This is a genomic window from Hymenobacter psychrotolerans DSM 18569 (genome assembly GCF_900142395.1).
Taxonomy (GTDB): Bacteria; Bacteroidota; Bacteroidia; order Cytophagales; family Hymenobacteraceae; genus Hymenobacter; species Hymenobacter psychrotolerans.
Genome location: NZ_FRAS01000006.1, coordinates 1 through 14,674 on the forward strand (window position 1 = coordinate 1; position 14,674 = coordinate 14,674).

Sequence of the window (14,674 nt, forward strand, 5' to 3'; positions counted from 1 at the left end):
AAACGCCAAAACTGGCCGCCTGGTGTTCTTGCAGGGCATTGCTTTTCAGGTAGGTGAGCAGAAAAAACAGCTTCACATCGCTGCCCGCCAGCACCGCCGTCGGCCGTTCGCGGTGAGCCGGAAACTGCCGCCGCTTCCCCGCCAGCGTATGCCAGCGGTGGTGCCGCTCCCAGGCCGGCGCGAAGGCGGTGAGCAAGTCGTCAAACTCGGCCACGTGCAGGCTGGTCAGGGCCAGAAACTGCCGGGGCCGCTCGCGTAAGGCACGGTAATCCATGCCCAAATCTACGGCTGCTCCTCGCGGATTAACTTAGCCACCTTTTCCGAATTAGGTCTACTGTAATGACGGGCTGCGGGTGCACGCCGGTATCGTTGAGCAGGAAGCTAAGGTAATTCTGTTGGTCTGTCTTTATGATTAACCACATATCCCGGCCATTGGCATGCCGAACGGCAGCAATGTCGGTTGCAGCCAAGCCCTGATTACCAGTAACAGTCCCCTGAGGCAGTTGTATCAGACTGTCTCGGGCTACTACTTCTCCCAGGCCTCCCTGCCGACGCATATCCACCACGAAATAGGTGAGGTTGGGCGGCGGGTAATTTGTGGTCAAACCGATATCTACCCAGTGCTTAGGGGTGAATACATAGTAGCGCCCCGGCCGGCCGGGCTGGGGCAGCGCCATTACTTCATATCCGAAATATACAGGTCCGCCGAGTTGCCCTCCGACCATCAGCTGAAAATTGCGGTTCAGGATTCGGTTGCCTTCTGCTATAAACTGCAGCGTACCGGCACTATCCGAAACGGAGCAGACATCCCGGTACAGGTCTGGCGCGCCTAGGGGAAGCGGGGCGGCCGCGCCACTCAGAAAGCTTATCCCGGCTCTATTGCCAAAATACCAGTTGTAATACTCCCGTTGCGCCAGAGCTTCGGGCTGCAACCAGCCACAAAGCAGACCGAGCAGCAGGCTGATGGGGCATAGTTGTTTCATATAGCCAACCTAATATTCTGATAGCAACAGATACTGGTAAAATTAACCGAAACCAGGAAGTATGCAATGCCGCCCGGTTGCGTATTTTTGCCCTCATGCCCACTTTCCAGCCCTCCCGTCCCATTGCCTACGGCCGCCAGCACATCACCAATGAGGATGTGCAGGCTGTGGTGGAAACTCTGCACTCCGACTACCTTACGCAGGGCCCGAAGGTGGCTGAGTTTGAGGAGAAATTCGCGGAATACATTGGGGTGAAGTATGCGGTGGCTGTGAGCAACGGCACAGCAGCGCTACACCTGTGTGCGCTGGCGCTGGGCGTGCAGCCCGGCCAGCGCGTCATCACCACGCCCATCACCTTCGCGGCCTCTGCCAACTGCGTGCGCTACTGCGGCGGTGAAGTACATTTCGCGGACATTGACCCAGCCACGGCCCTGATTGACCTACAGGCGGTGCGCCGGCTGCTGGAAAGCCACCCCAAGGGCCACTTCCACGGTTTGATTCCGGTGGACTTTGCCGGGCTGGCCGTGAATCTGGAGCAAGCCCGGCAGCTGGCCGACGAGTTTGGCCTCTGGATTATCGAGGACGCCTGCCACGCGCCGGGCGGCTTTTTCACCGACTCGCAGGGCCGGGAGCAGCGCTGCGGCAACGGGCAGTTTGCCGACCTGGCCATCTTCAGCTTTCACCCCGTCAAGCACATTGCGACTGGCGAGGGCGGCATGATCACGACCAACCGCGAAGACCTGTACCAGGAGCTGCTGAAGCTGCGCACGCACGGCATCACGAAGGACCCAGGCCAGATGAGCCGCAACGACGGCGGCTGGTACATGGAAATGCAGGAGCTGGGCTACAACTACCGCATGCCCGACATGCTCTGCGCGCTGGGTATCAGCCAGCTGACCCGCGCCGACGAGGGCCTGGCCCGCCGCCGCCAGCTGGCCGCCCGCTACGATGCCGCTTTTGCCGAAATGCCCGCCGTGCAGCCGCTGGCCGCCACTGAGGGCCACGCCTACCACCTCTACGTGATTCAGGTGCCCGACCGCAAAGCCCTGTATGACGCGCTGCGCGAGCGGCAGATTTTTGCGCAGGTGCACTACATTCCGGTGCATACGATGCCCTACTACCAGGACCTGGGCTGGCAGCCCGGCAACTTTCCGCTGGCTGAAACCTATTATGCGCACTGCCTCAGCATCCCGCTTTTCCCCAGCCTCTCAGATGAGGAGCAGCAGTACGTCATCGACTGCATTCGGGAAATTGTGGCTGAATAAGCACACGTGAAGTAGCCGAATACCTGCTTCAAGCTTCCGCCCATTCACTCATCCACTCACTCACGCATCCACTCATTGCAAAACGTTGGCATCATTTCGCAGGCCCGCATGACCAGCACCCGGCTGCCGGGCAAAGTGCTGCTGCCGGTGGCGGGCCAGCCTCTGCTGCACTACCACGTGGCGCGGCTGCAAGCCAGCGGCTTACCGCTGTATCTGGCTACTACCACGAATGCCACCGATGATCCGCTGGCGGCTTTTGCCGAAACCTACCAGCTGCCCTGCACCCGCGGCGACGAGCACGACGTGCTGAGCCGCTACTGGTTGTGCGCGGTCCAGCATAAGCTGGACGTACTTGTGCGCGTGACTTCCGACTGTCCGCTGCTTGATGGCGAGGTACTGGCCGAAGGGGTGCAGGAATACCTGCAGGCCAACGATCCGCGCCTGTACCTGTCAAATGTGCTGGAGCGCACGTTTCCGCGCGGCTTCGACTTCGAGGTGTTTTCGCGGGAGCTGCTGGAAGAAGCTTTCGAGCGGGCCACGCTGCCCTCCGACCGGGAGCATGTGACGCCGTACATTCATCAGAACCGCTCCGGCCGCGTCCGGTTCCGGCATATCACGCGCCCCACTGACCGCAGCAGCTACCGCCTCACCGTGGATACGGCCGAAGATTTCGAGCTGATGCGGCAGCTAATAGAAACCTACGGGGCCGCCACGCTTTCCGCCGAAGACCTGATTGCGCTGCTGGACCAGCACCCCGAGCTGGTGGCCCTGAACGCTCACATCGAACAGAAAAAACTCTGATGCCTCTTCCCCGCCTGCTCCTGCGCGCCGACGGCAACTCCCGCATTGGGCTGGGCCACGTGATGCGGCTACTGGCGCTGGCGGAAATCCTGCGCGAGGAAGCCACTGAGTGCCTGTTTCTGGTGCGGGAACCCGGCCCGAAGCTACAGGCCCAGCTTGCAGCGGCCGGCTGCACCGTGCTGGAAGTGCCCGTGCAGCCGCTGGCCGAAGAAGCCGCGTGGTTGGTACGCCACATCCTGCGCGCTACCGATATTCTGGTGCTCGACGGCTATGCTTTCACCTACAGCTACCAGCATACGGTGCGCGGCGCGGTGGCCCGCCTCGTGTACCTGGATGATCTGCACAGCTTTCCGCTGGCCGCCGATATGGTTCTGAATCCGGCAGGCGGCATCAGCCTCAGCCAGTATGAAATGCGCCAGCCCGGCGCGCGCCTGCTGGCTGGCCCGGCCTACGCGCCGCTGCGGCGGGTTTTCCGTCAGGCTTCCCAAGAGCCCGCCTCCACTGCCCCGCCCGATACCGTATTGGTCTGCCTCGGTGGGGCCGACCCCACGCACCAGACGCGGCATGTAGCGGCGGCCCTGCTGGCGCTGCCCACGGTGGTGCAGGTACACGCCGTGCTGGGCAGTGCCTATGCCGGCTGGGACGAGCTGCACGCCTGGGCGGTGCAGCAGCCTCGCCTCGTGCTGCACCGCAATCTGCCGGCGGACGAGTTGGTGGGGCTGATGCGCCGGTGCGGGGCGGCCGTGTGCTCGCCTAGCACCGTCAGCTACGAGTATTGCGCGGCGGGTGGCGGCATCCTGCTGCTGCTGCCCGTGGCCGATAACCAGCACGATATCAATCAGTATCTGCGCGAAACAGGGCTGGCCCTGCCCTACCCCAGCGCCCCGAATGTGCTGACTTCGGCGGAAGCGGGCAAACTGGCGGCGCAGCTACGGCAACGGCAGCGGCAGGTATTTGATGGCCTGGCGCCGGTGCGGCTGCGCCAGGAGTTCCGGGCCCTGCAGCTGCCGGCTCCGCCGTTTCACCTGCGCCCCGCCCGCCCCACCGACTCGGCCCAGCTGCTGGCCTGGACCAACGACCCCACGGTTCGGCAGCATTCATTCAACCCCAACCCGGTGCCGCAGGCGGAGCACGAACGGTGGTTTGCCGCTCGCCTCGCCGACGCGAACAGCTTACTGCTGGTGGCCGAAGACGCTGCGTCGGGCCGGCCGGTAGGGCTGATCCGGTTTCAGTTGGAGAGCACGCAAGCCACGCTCAGCTACCTGCTTGATGCTGCCTACCGGGGCCGGGGACTGGCGCCGCTGCTGCTGCTGGCGGGCACCCGCTTAGCGGTGCAGCATTTCCCGCAGGCACAGCAGGTGCTGGGGCACGTGCAAACCACTAATACAGCTTCATTAAAGGCTTTCGAGCGGGCTGGCTTTCGCTTATCTACCCAGCCCCTCACGCCGGCCCCCAACTCTGTCTCGTTTGTTTGGGAAGCTGCAGGAGTTTAGACAGGAGCCGCGGCGCTTCGGTGCGGCCTTCGTTTCTTTGCAGTATGAATATCTCCTTTGGCTCCCGCCTCATTGGCTCCGACCAGCCGCCGCTTATTATTGCCGAGCTCAGCGGCAACCACAACCAGGACCTCAACCGCGGCCTGGCCATTGTGGATGCCATGGCCGCGGCTGGTGCCCACGCCATTAAGCTGCAGACCTACACCGCCGACACGATGACGCTGCCCGGCGCCTACCGCATAGACGACCCCAATTCGCTGTGGTTTGGGCGCGAGCTGCACGAGCTGTACCAGGAGGCGCACACGCCCTGGGAGTGGCACCAGCCGCTGTTTGAGCGGGCCCGGCAGCACGGCATGCTGGCGTTTAGCTCGCCTTTCGATGAAACGGCCGTGGATTTCCTGGAAACCCTGGACGTGCCGGCCTACAAGATTGCCTCCTTCGAAAACACCGACTGGCCCTTGCTGCGCCGCGTGGCCGCTACCGGCAAGCCCGTGATTATGAGCACGGGCGCCAGCACGCTGGCCGAAGTGGCCGAGGCGGTGCAGGTGCTGCGCGAAGCCGGCTGCCGCGAGTTGGTGCTGCTGAAGTGCACCAGCACCTACCCCGCCACGCCCCAGAACACCAACCTGCGCACCCTCCCGCACTTCCAGCAGCTCTTCCCCGATGCCCTGGTAGGCCTCTCCGACCACACCATGGGCGTGGGCGCCGCCGTAGCCGCCGTGGCTCTGGGAGCCTGCGTGGTAGAAAAGCACGTAACCCTACGCCGCGCCGATGGCGGCGTGGATTCGGCGTTTTCATTGGAACCTGAGGAAGTAGCCCAGCTGGTCACGGAAACCGAGCGAGCCTGGCAGGCGCTGGGGCAGGTGCAGTATGGGGTGCAGCGCGCCGAGGAGAAAAGCCGCCTCTACAAACGCAGCCTCTACGTGGCCCAGGACATCCGGGCCGGCGAGTTGTTCACGACTGAAAACCTGCGCGTGGTGCGCCCTGGTGACGGTCTGCCCCCCCGCTACTACGACCAGCTGCTGGGCAAACCCGCCCGGCAGAATCTGGCGGCCGGTACGCCGCTTACCTGGGACGCTCTGTAGGCCAGTTTATGCCCGCTGCTCCCGTACCGCCCACTATTACGGCCCGTCTGCGCGACATACTGCAGCTGCGGTTCACGGACCTGTTTGCGGCCCTGCCGCCCCGTATGCTGGAGCCCATTTCGCCGGCAAATCCGCTGAAGCGGCTGGCAAAGGTGCTGGGCTACGCGGGACTACGGCTGGTAGGCAACGTATTTCAGCCCGTGCGCAACCCGGAGCAGCTACGGGGGGCGGTGTGGCTGTACGTGGTGAGCCAGAACAACTACGAAGCGCTTCAATTTCTGCGGGACACCCGGCCGGACGCCGTGCTGGTAGCCAGCCAAAGCAAGCAGATTGGGCGCTACAACGCGGTGGTGAACCGGCTGTCGTTGCGGCGGAAGCTGCTATACTACTGGCAGTTTCCACTGGCGCTACTTGGGCTGCGGCGCACGGAAGGGGCGCGGGCCTGGCGGTTTTTCGACCTTGTTTTTAACGCCATCGGCTACTACGAGGTATACCGGAGGGCTCTTCGTCACTATCGACCTAAAGCGGTGGTCTTCGCCAACGACCATAACGACGATGCGCGCGCCCTGCTGCTGGCCTGCCAGACCGAAGGCATCCCGACTGCCTACGTGCAGCACGCCAGCGTCAGCACCAACTTCCCGCCGCTGGGCTTCGACCTGAGTTTGCTGGAAGGCCAGGATGCGCTGGACAAATACCGGCAGTGCGGGCCGGTACGTGGCCGAGTAGAGCTGATAGGAATGCCGAAAGCGGATGCTTTTCTAGCTCGCAAAAACCAGCATCCGCGGGTGCAGCGGGTGGGAATTGCGTGCAACACGCTGGACAGCACCGAGGCTATTACAGAAACGGTGGCGTATCTTGTGGACGAATTTCCGACGCTCGTTTTCACCTTCCGCCCCCACCCCGGCGACCCGCGCGACTTTCGGTTTTTAGGCCACCAGCACCCACAACTGCTGTTTTCGGATGCACGCAACGAAAACGTGTTCGAGTTTCTGCAGCAGCAGGATGCCCTGATAGCCGCCGACACCAGCACGCATCTGGAAGCTACCTTGCTGAATGTAGCAAGCCTGTATTTCCGTTTCGGCACCCATGCCGTGGCCGACGACTACTATGGCTACGTGGCGCGTGGCCTGGTAGAGCGCGCCCGCACACTGCCGGAATTGGCAGCGCTGCTGCGCCGCTATCAGCAGTACAAACCGGCCGACTTGTACCAGCGTGCGGCCTACTACAATGCCACGCTCGGCACCCCTGACGAAGGCCACAGCCAGCAGCGCGCGGCACGGCTGCTCGATGAGTGGCTGAAAACTGTGGCGTAAGGCTTAGCTTCGCCTGCTCTCAGCAGCACTGGCAGCCGCTGGCAGGTGCCGGCCATTTCCAACTTGGCGTGATACTCCCTCCTCTTCCTTCCGTGGCACCTGTTTCAGCCGAAGTGCGGCGAGCGTACGTGCTGCACCATTTCTGGCAGGCTTATGAGTCCGTACCGGTTGGTGTAGCTATAGGCTACGCGAGTGAGCAGCCACAGGTGGAAATAGCTGATTGCGCCGACGGTTTTTTTGCGGGCCAGGAACCCTACCCTGCCGCTCCGGCACATCGGACTTGGCGGGGCCGAGAGCTGCCGTTTTTCTTCGCCCCCCATCCGGAGCAGCCACTGCTGGAGCTGCTGCCCGGCAACCGCGCGCGCATCAACTTCGACCTGTTTGCGGCGGCCTTTTATCTGCTCAGCGGCTGGCAGGAGTTCTTCTCTGATGAACGGGACCGGCACGGCCGTTTTCCGTACGCGGCCAGCGTGCAGCAGCGCTACGGCTTCGTGGCCGTGCCAGTAGTAAACCACTACTTCGATATCCTGAAAACGGCCGTAGAGCATGCGGCAGGACAACCCCTGACTCCGCGCTGCTGGGTAGATGGCGCGCCTTTCGCCACCTTCATCACGCACGATATCGACGAGCTGCACAGTGCCTGGAAGGCGCCTGCCAAAGCGGCTCTGCACCAGCGCAACTGGCTACGCTTCGGGCAGCATATCTGGCGTCATTTCACCCAACCTGACGCCTGGAACAATCTAGAGATAGTACAAAAAATAATTCACGGATATGGTGCCAGAAGCACCTTTTTTCTGTTGCCGGAACACCAGAAAGCAGCAAACGGTACTCCCAATGCCGACTATATCTTCTCCACTATCTATCGGCGGTCAGCTGAGCTGCTGAAAAACGGGGCCGAACTGGCCGTGCATGGCAGCATCGGCACCTCCACCAACCCCCAGAAACTGCGGAAGCAATGCGCTCAGCTCCCCGGAAAAGTGCTTGGCAACCGGTTTCACTACCTGTACTGGGAGCCGCGCACTACCCCTTTCGTTCTGGCTGAGACCGGAATTGCCTACGACTCGACGCTGGGATTTGCGGAGCATTTCGGCTTCCGTCACTCCTATTGCCTGCCGTTTCAGCCGTTCAATTTTCTGGCCGGCAAGCCTTTCGACTTCCTGGAAATCCCACTTAATGTGATGGATGCCACGCTGCATCATCCTAACTACCTGCAGTTGGGGCCGGAGGAAATTCTGCCCGCTCTCACGCCCATGTTCCAGGAGATTGAGCGGTTTGGGGGCGTGTGCACGCTGCTCTGGCACAACGACCACTTCGACCCGGCCAACGAAACCACCGGCCCGCGCCAGTTCGCGGAACTGATGCAGTACCTTCGCAGCCGTAACACGGCCTTCGTCAACGGCGCAGATATTTGCGCAACAATGCGCCATCTGTCATCCTGAGCGGCGCGAAGGAAACAGACCTATTACCTCATTACCACCTCACCTCACCACTATTTTGGGCATAGTTCGGCGGCAGGGGCTGCGCAACACGGTTATTTCTTACGTCGGGCTGGCGCTGGGCTTCGTGAATACGGTGCTGGTGCTGCCCAAAGTGCTGGAGCCGCACCAGATAGGCCTGACCAGCGTGCTGGTGGCGCTGGCCACCATGTTTGCGCAGGTATCGGCCTTCGGATTCGGCAATATGGGCATTCGGTTTTTCCCATATTTCCGGCAGCGTGAGGCGGGGCACCACGGGTTTCTGCCGTTTCTGCTGGGCGTGCCGCTGCTGGGATTTGCGCTGGTAGCGGCGCTATACCTGCTCGGCAAGCCGCTGGTGCTGAGCTGGTACGACGATGACGCGGCGCTACTCAACCAGTATTATGGGTGGGGCCTGGTGCTGGCCTTGTTTACGCTGCTGCTCAACCTGCAGGACGCCTACCTGAAAGCCCTCTACCACACCGCCTTTTCCTCTTTCTCACAGGAAATAGTTCTGCGCCTGCTCATTACGGCCGGCGCGCTGCTCTTCGGCAGCGGCTACCTCGATTTTCACGGCTACGTGCTCTGGTACATCGGCGTCAATAGCAGTATTGCACTGCTGCTCACGGTCTACACGGCTTTTATCGGGGAGCTGCACCTGCGGCCCACGCGGGCAGTGCTGGGCGTACGGCCCCTGCGCGAGATGCTCAGCTTCGGGGCCTTTGCGCTGCTGGGCAACGTGTCTGGCGTCATCATCACCACCATCGACTCGCTGATGGTGGGCTCGAAGGTGAACTTCGATGGGGCGGGCGTGTACAGCGTGGCATTTTTCATCAGCACAGCGCTGGTACTGCCGTTTCGGGCCCTGTACAAGATTGCCTTTCCGCTGCTGGCCGACTACTGGAAAGACCAGGACCTGCCGCGCATGGCCGATTTCTACCAGCGCACTACCCGCCTCAACACGCTGCTGGGCTGCTATCTGGCGCTGGGCATTGCTCTCAACCTCGACTTCATCTTTGCCCAGATGAAACCCGCCTATGCTGCCGGCGCCACCTCGGTGCTGATTCTGCTGGCCGGCCGCCTCTTCGACGGTATTACGGGCGTGAACGGGCTTATCGTCGTCACGTCGCCGCGCTACCGCTACGATTTGCTGTTCAATGCCTCGCTGGCCGCCGCCACGGTGCTCATGAACCTGCTGCTGATTCCGCGTATGGGCCTGACCGGCGCGGCTGTAGCGGCGGCCATTGCCCTGGTTACCATCAACATAGCCCGCACGTGGTTTGTATGGCACAGCTTCGGGTTGCAGCCCTTCGACCGGCGCGTTCCGCTGATCCTGCTGGTGGCCGCCGCCGCCGGTCTGGCGGCCTGGCTGGTGCCGTTCGTGCATTCGCTCTTCGTCACGATGCTGCTGCGCTCCTCCCTGCTGACGGTGGTATATAGCGGCCTGCTGCTGCTTACCAACGCCGAGCCCCAGGTGCGGGAGGTGCTGCTGAAGCTCCGGAGGCGCGTCCGGAAGCGGTAAGGCCATTGAGCAGCAAGGAGCTACATCACATAATAGGTGCTGTCGGCCCGCGCCGTTTCCTTGCTGGTGTCCCTTTCCCCAATCATTTGCCGCAGGTTGCGCTCAATGGTGCGGGCAATGGCCGTCATGGGGGTGTCTGTGGGCTTGCCTTCGAAGGGGTCCTGCAGATGAATGGCCATTTTCTCGATCAGAAAGAACGACGACGAAATGGCCAGCACTATCAGTACTTCCAGCACACCGAATATTTCGATGAGCGCGAAAGGCAGCAGTAGCACGAAGAAAAACAGCGAAAAATGAATGTAGAGGGTGTAAGTCACCGGAAATACGGTGTTCTTTATCCTCTCACAGCGCCCCATCGAATCCGTCAGGCGGGTGAGCGTGTTGTCTAGCTCCACCTGCTGATAGGCGTTCAGCCAGCCCTCCTGCAGGGCGAAGCGCAGGTCCTGCGCGTGCAGGTCCAGCAGCGCGTTCGGCACGTTTTCGTGCCTCGAAACGAAGGCCATATCCTCAGCCGACAAGTATTTCTGCAGCACCGACAGGTCCATGCGGTGGCGCAGCGACATGCCCAGGCTGTAGCTCCAGGCTATCTGGCGGTGCGTGACCCGCTCGACCCACTCCCGCACTGCGGCCGAGTCGTAGGGCTCTTCCACAAAGCACAGCACCTGGCGCACGAAAGAGCGTGAATCATTGACGATGGCGCCCCAGGCAATCCGCGCTTCCCACCACCGGTCATAGGCCTGGTTCGACTTGAAGGCCAGCAGCAGCGAGAGTACGGTACCCAGCACCATAGGCACGCTCAGCGGCAGCGAAATAGAAATGAGATGGAAAAACCGGTCTTCTATGGCAATCAGAGAAGCATATACAAACACAAACAGTAGCTCCACTTTTATCTTTCCAAAGACGTAGGAGAGCGGCATTTTCGTTTTTAACAACATGACAATCAACCGTAAAGCACGCTTTCTATACTACCTTATCTATCAGCAATCAGGCTACGGCCAGGCAGGGCACCTTTGCCGTGATGGCCGCCTGCCGGAAGGCGCTGCCGGAGCCGGCGCGCAGGGAGCCAAGCACGCGTTTCTTCTCGCTGGCCACCACCAAATCGATATCAAACTCGCCCAGAAAGGCCAGCACTCCCTCCGTCACGTCGCGCTGCTGCACCAGGTGCACCGAGTAGGTGATGCCGGCCAGCTGCGGGGCCGAATACAGCAGGCCGAGGGTGCGCTGCAGCTGGTCGGTGTGCCGGCCCGGCTTGAATACCAGCAAAAACGTGAGGCGGGCCTCGTTGCGGCTGAGTAGCTCCATGAGCGCCTGCTCGGGCAGTTCCGGCGTTTTGGCCTCCACATCCAGCACCACCGCAATGCGGCGGAACTTGCTGGCCTCCCCATACTCGGGGATGTAGAGCACGGGGCAGGGCGCATTGGTCAGCAGCCGATGCAGGTGCGCGGCACCCTTGGCCGGGCGGGTAAGTGGCACGGGAGCCAGCACCAGGTCGATGCTGAGCTCTTGCAGGTACTGCTTCAGCTGCTGGGCGCCATCGTAGTAGAGGTGCGCCACCTGAATGGCTTCTATCTCGAGGGCGTAGTGCCGCTGCAGCCGCGCTATGGCTTTGCCGAACTCCGGGTTTCTTTCCAGCGGAGCGCGGTCGGGGCGGGGCAGCGTGAGCAGGTCCGTGATGGAGTCGGGCAAGGGTGTGAGCTGCAGCAGCGTGATATGGCAGGTTTGGCCCTGTAGCAGGTTCAGCGCATAGCGGATCAGATGTACAGAATACAAGCTTAAGTCTGTCGGAATTACGATTCTCTTCATTGTCTCTTGCCTTGGCGGCCTTAGGTAGAAAAGAGGCCTGCCACACGTCAGGCTTCTGGTCTGCAAACCAAAAGCCGCGCTATTAAAGAGGAGTTAAACCAAGATTATAAATGAATTAATCCTGTTTTCTTTATACTCATTCGCCTTGCTGCAATGTCCCCTTAGCAGCCTGCTTCGGCCGGCCCCAAACGGCAAGAGCCGGAGCATCTGCCCCGGCTCTTGCTGCGTTACGCTTCAGGTACTCTACTTGGCTTGCCGCGCCTGTTGGCCCAGCTTGCTGTGCTTGCGGCCGTAGCCGTAGTAGATGGCCAGCCCAAGCGCCAGCCACACGGCCAGCCGCAGCCACGTTTCCCACGGCAACGATACCATCATCAGTACGCAGGTGAGGATGCCGAGAATGGGCACCAGCGGCACGAAAGGCGTGCGGAAGCCGCGCGGCGCATCGGGCTCCTTCTTGCGCATAATCAGCACCCCGACGCACACCATCACGAAGGCCAGCAGCGTACCGATGCTCGTCATTTCGCCGACCACTGAAATCGGGACGAAGCCGGCAAACAGCGCAATAAACAGGCCCAGCAGCAGATTGGACTGCAGCGGCGTGCGGAACCGGGCGTGGATGCGGGAGAAAACGGGCGGCAGCAACCCGTCTTTGGCCATGGAAAAGAACACCCGGCTCTGGCCCAGCAAATCCACCAGAATCACGGAGGTGTAGCCGATGATGATGGCCAGAATCACGGCCGACGACAGCCAGGCATAAGGTGTTTTCTCGATGGCAATGGCCACGGGCGCGGCGCTGTTTTTGAACTCGGTGTAGTTGGCCAGCCCGGTCATGACGTGGCCGAACAGCATAAACAGCACCGTGCACACCAGCAGCGAGCCGATGATGCCAATGGGCATGTTGCGCTGCGGATTCTTGGTTTCCTGCGCCATGGTGGCCACAATATCGAAGCCGATGAACACGAAGAACACCACGCCGGCCCCGCGCAGGATGCCGCTCCAGCCAAACTCCCCGAACACGCCGGTATTCTGCGGGATGTAGGGCTGATAGTTGGCCGGATCGATGTACTGCCAGCCCAGCCCGATGAACACCAGCACCACGGCCACTTTCAGCGTAACTACCAGCGCATTGAACCACGCCGAGCCCTGCGTACCCCGAATGATAATCATGGTGATGGCCAGCACGATGAGCATGGCCGGCACATTCACGAAGCCATGCACAAGGGTACCATCGGCCAGCTTGGCCGTTTCAAACGGCGACATAACCAGTTGCGGCGGCACATGAATGCCATAGTTGCCCAGAAACCGGAGCAGATACTGCGACCAGCTGATGGCTACGGTGGCGGCGCCCACCGAGTATTCCAGCACCAGGTCCCAGCCGATAATCCAGGCAAACAGCTCGCCCATGGTAGCGTAGGCGTAGGTATAGGCCGAGCCCGAAACCGGTACCATGGACGCAAACTCGGCGTAGCACAGCGCCGAAAAGGCGCAGCCGATGGCCGCCACCAGAAACGACAGCGTAACGGCCGGGCCGGCGTTGTTGGCAGCGGCAATGCCCGTAAGCGAGAACAAACCCGCCCCGATAATCACCCCGATACCGATGGTGATGAGGTTGAAGCCGTTCAGGGTTCGTTTGAGGGTGTTAGCGCCGGTTTCGGCCGCTTCCTGCCGCAACAGTTCCAATGATTTTTTGAGCATACAATAAGGCAGCACGAAGCCTGGCTTCGTGAATGGGTAAATAGGCCGGTGCCTTCTGACACGGGCAGAAGCGCGGGGCCGCTTGCCGCAGGAGCAAACGGGCCGGACAGCCAGGAAATACGAGGAAAAGGGAAAGTCAGGCCGGCATCAGCCTAGCCCATTTCGGGCCGGCCGCAGCCAGCCTCAAACGGCCGTTTCAGGCGCACTCAGCAACAACAACAGCCCGTGCTACAACAGCTGCAGGCTTCCGCCGCAAAGGGGCGCGGAACAACAGCAGCAACAGAGAAACGGGCAGTAAGGCGAGGCAGGAAATCCACGGCAACTTGTTTTTATATGGTCAGGAATTGGCACCGTTCCGGCAGTGTCCGGGTGGTTGCCGACGCTTCTCAGAGCCTGTCTCTCAGCGCCTCTTTATAAAAACAATCCTTTGTCGGTAAAGAATTGATGCGGCAAAGGTACGTCGGGGCGGCGCGCATTAACAAACCGGCCCGCAGTGCGCGGCAGCGCCGTTTCCGGCCGCCGACTGCCTGTAGCGCGGGAAGTTTAAGCTCCGGATTGACTTTTTTTTATTTTATCAAAAACTCACTGAATGCAAAAAACTGGCATTTCAGTTGCGTATACCGATTTCACAAGCCTCAAGGCGGTTTCCAGACAGCCGCTGTACTTCTTCGCAAATTCAACAATTCAAATACCCCAGTCATGAAAAAGACCCTCATTCTGCTCGCTGCTTTTGCTTTCTCGGTTGGTGCGGCTTCGGCCCAGACGGCTCCTGCCAAACCCGACCGCAAAGCCCGAATGGAACAAGCCGGCAAAACCATGAAAACGCCTGAGCAGCGCGCCGACCAGGCTGCCCAGCGCCTCACCAAACAGCTCGGCCTCTCGGCTGCCCAAACCGCGCAGGTACGGGAGCTGCACCTGGCCCGCCACAAGGAAATGCAGGCCAAGCGCGGCCAGGTAGCCACCACTACCGACAAAACCCAGCGCCACCAGGAAATGAAGGCCGGCAAGGAGCGCTACGAAGCCCAGCTCAAGCAAATCCTGAGCGCCGAGCAATACACGAAATACGCCCAGCTGCGCGCCGAGAAGGCCGAAAAGCACAAAGGCCACCGCAAAGCCAAAGGCTAACCTTCGCAATGACGACACAAAAAAGCCCCGCCGGTTTCGGCGGGGCTTTTTTGTGCATTAGCTCCCTGATTTCGACAACACCCTGCCATGCTGAGCGGAGCGAAAGACCTTCGCACGTGGAACACAATCGGGCTG

Annotated in this window: 13 protein-coding genes and 1 riboswitch; of the genes, 8 read left to right on the forward strand and 5 right to left on the reverse strand. The window is 61.1% G+C overall.

Translation table 11 applies throughout. From position 1 onward, the window contains the following. Both BUE15_RS07355 and BUE15_RS07360 read right to left on the reverse strand, forming a co-directional pair. Nucleotides 1-274 (reverse strand): hypothetical protein (locus BUE15_RS07355; protein ID WP_211617602.1); only part of this gene is annotated, 274 nt, incomplete at its 3' end. A gap of 28 nt (nucleotides 275-302) precedes the next feature. Then, the gene (locus tag BUE15_RS07360; RefSeq protein ID WP_073282634.1) at nucleotides 303-983 is read right to left on the reverse strand and encodes a hypothetical protein; all 681 of its coding nucleotides are present in this window, start codon (nucleotides 981-983) and stop codon (nucleotides 303-305) included. A 95-nt stretch (nucleotides 984-1,078) separates the two neighbouring features. Here BUE15_RS07360 and pseC point away from each other — a divergent pair, with 95 nt between their 5' ends. The 7 genes from pseC (at nucleotide 1,079) to BUE15_RS07395 (ending at nucleotide 9,916) form a co-directional block, all read left to right on the forward strand. Beyond that, entirely contained in the window at nucleotides 1,079-2,248 is a 1,170-nt protein-coding gene (gene pseC, locus BUE15_RS07365) for a UDP-4-amino-4,6-dideoxy-N-acetyl-beta-L-altrosamine transaminase (RefSeq protein ID WP_073282636.1), read from the forward strand. Nucleotides 2,249-2,323: 75 nt separating this feature from the next. Further along, nucleotides 2,324-3,049 (forward strand): cytidylyltransferase domain-containing protein, encoded by a 726-nt coding sequence (locus BUE15_RS07370; RefSeq protein WP_084548891.1) that lies wholly within the window; start codon nucleotides 2,324-2,326, stop codon nucleotides 3,047-3,049. Next, nucleotides 3,049-4,542, forward strand: coding sequence for a UDP-2,4-diacetamido-2,4,6-trideoxy-beta-L-altropyranose hydrolase (gene pseG / locus BUE15_RS07375; protein ID WP_073282638.1), 1,494 nt, complete (start codon nucleotides 3,049-3,051; stop codon nucleotides 4,540-4,542). Before BUE15_RS07370 ends, pseG begins: the two co-directional genes overlap by 1 nt. Nucleotides 4,543-4,586: 44 nt before the next feature. Continuing rightward, complete coding sequence (gene pseI / locus BUE15_RS07380) at nucleotides 4,587-5,627, forward strand: pseudaminic acid synthase (RefSeq protein ID WP_073282640.1); 1,041 nt, start codon at nucleotides 4,587-4,589, stop codon at nucleotides 5,625-5,627. Between the two features lie 8 nt (nucleotides 5,628-5,635). Beyond that, complete coding sequence (locus tag BUE15_RS07385; RefSeq protein WP_244535904.1) at nucleotides 5,636-6,940, forward strand: hypothetical protein; 1,305 nt, start codon at nucleotides 5,636-5,638, stop codon at nucleotides 6,938-6,940. 92 nt (nucleotides 6,941-7,032) lie between these two features. After that, nucleotides 7,033-8,379 (forward strand): DUF7033 domain-containing protein, encoded by a 1,347-nt coding sequence (locus tag BUE15_RS07390; RefSeq protein ID WP_139252176.1) that lies wholly within the window; start codon nucleotides 7,033-7,035, stop codon nucleotides 8,377-8,379. A gap of 55 nt (nucleotides 8,380-8,434) precedes the next feature. Then, nucleotides 8,435-9,916 (forward strand): lipopolysaccharide biosynthesis protein, encoded by a 1,482-nt coding sequence (locus BUE15_RS07395; RefSeq protein WP_073282644.1) that lies wholly within the window; start codon nucleotides 8,435-8,437, stop codon nucleotides 9,914-9,916. 20 nt (nucleotides 9,917-9,936) lie between these two features. Here the strand turns inward: BUE15_RS07395 and BUE15_RS07400 are convergent, their stop codons facing one another. The 3 genes from BUE15_RS07400 to BUE15_RS07410 all read right to left on the reverse strand — a co-directional run bounded on the left by BUE15_RS07400 (nucleotide 9,937) and on the right by BUE15_RS07410 (nucleotide 13,414). After that, the gene (locus tag BUE15_RS07400) at nucleotides 9,937-10,833 is read right to left on the reverse strand and encodes a bestrophin family protein (RefSeq protein WP_244535905.1); all 897 of its coding nucleotides are present in this window, start codon (nucleotides 10,831-10,833) and stop codon (nucleotides 9,937-9,939) included. 67 nt (nucleotides 10,834-10,900) lie between these two features. Continuing rightward, a complete protein-coding gene (locus tag BUE15_RS07405; RefSeq protein ID WP_073282648.1) occupies nucleotides 10,901-11,719 on the reverse strand; it encodes a universal stress protein in 819 nt (272 codons plus the stop codon). Nucleotides 11,720-11,962: 243 nt separating this feature from the next. After that, nucleotides 11,963-13,414: an amino acid permease gene (locus BUE15_RS07410; protein ID WP_073282649.1), complete on the reverse strand. Its 1,452-nt coding sequence runs from the start codon at nucleotides 13,412-13,414 to the stop codon at nucleotides 11,963-11,965. A gap of 326 nt (nucleotides 13,415-13,740) precedes the next feature. After that, a riboswitch (SAM riboswitch) is annotated at nucleotides 13,741-13,834 on the reverse strand. A 279-nt stretch (nucleotides 13,835-14,113) separates the two neighbouring features. Between BUE15_RS07410 and BUE15_RS07415 the strand changes: the two genes are divergently transcribed. After that, nucleotides 14,114-14,539 carry a hypothetical protein gene (locus BUE15_RS07415; protein WP_084548892.1) on the forward strand — a complete coding sequence of 142 codons (426 nt, stop codon included), beginning with the start codon at nucleotides 14,114-14,116 and terminating at the stop codon, nucleotides 14,537-14,539. Nucleotides 14,540-14,674: the final 135 nt, after the last annotated feature.

What these genes read in the sequence shown, in the direction of transcription:
- BUE15_RS07360 (WP_073282634.1), bottom strand. Translation starts at nt 983, where the DNA reads ATGAAACAACTATGCCCCATCAGCCTGCTGCTCGGTCTGCTTTGTGGC.
- pseC (WP_073282636.1), top strand. Translation starts at nt 1,079, where the DNA reads ATGCCCACTTTCCAGCCCTCCCGTCCCATTGCCTACGGCCGCCAGCAC.
- pseG (WP_073282638.1), top strand. Translation starts at nt 3,049, where the DNA reads ATGCCTCTTCCCCGCCTGCTCCTGCGCGCCGACGGCAACTCCCGCATT.
- pseI (WP_073282640.1), top strand. Translation starts at nt 4,587, where the DNA reads ATGAATATCTCCTTTGGCTCCCGCCTCATTGGCTCCGACCAGCCGCCG.
- BUE15_RS07385 (WP_244535904.1), top strand. Translation starts at nt 5,636, where the DNA reads ATGCCCGCTGCTCCCGTACCGCCCACTATTACGGCCCGTCTGCGCGAC.
- BUE15_RS07400 (WP_244535905.1), bottom strand. Translation starts at nt 10,833, where the DNA reads ATGCCGCTCTCCTACGTCTTTGGAAAGATAAAAGTGGAGCTACTGTTT.
- BUE15_RS07405 (WP_073282648.1), bottom strand. Translation starts at nt 11,719, where the DNA reads ATGAAGAGAATCGTAATTCCGACAGACTTAAGCTTGTATTCTGTACAT.
- BUE15_RS07410 (WP_073282649.1), bottom strand. Translation starts at nt 13,414, where the DNA reads ATGCTCAAAAAATCATTGGAACTGTTGCGGCAGGAAGCGGCCGAAACC.
- BUE15_RS07415 (WP_084548892.1), top strand. Translation starts at nt 14,114, where the DNA reads ATGAAAAAGACCCTCATTCTGCTCGCTGCTTTTGCTTTCTCGGTTGGT.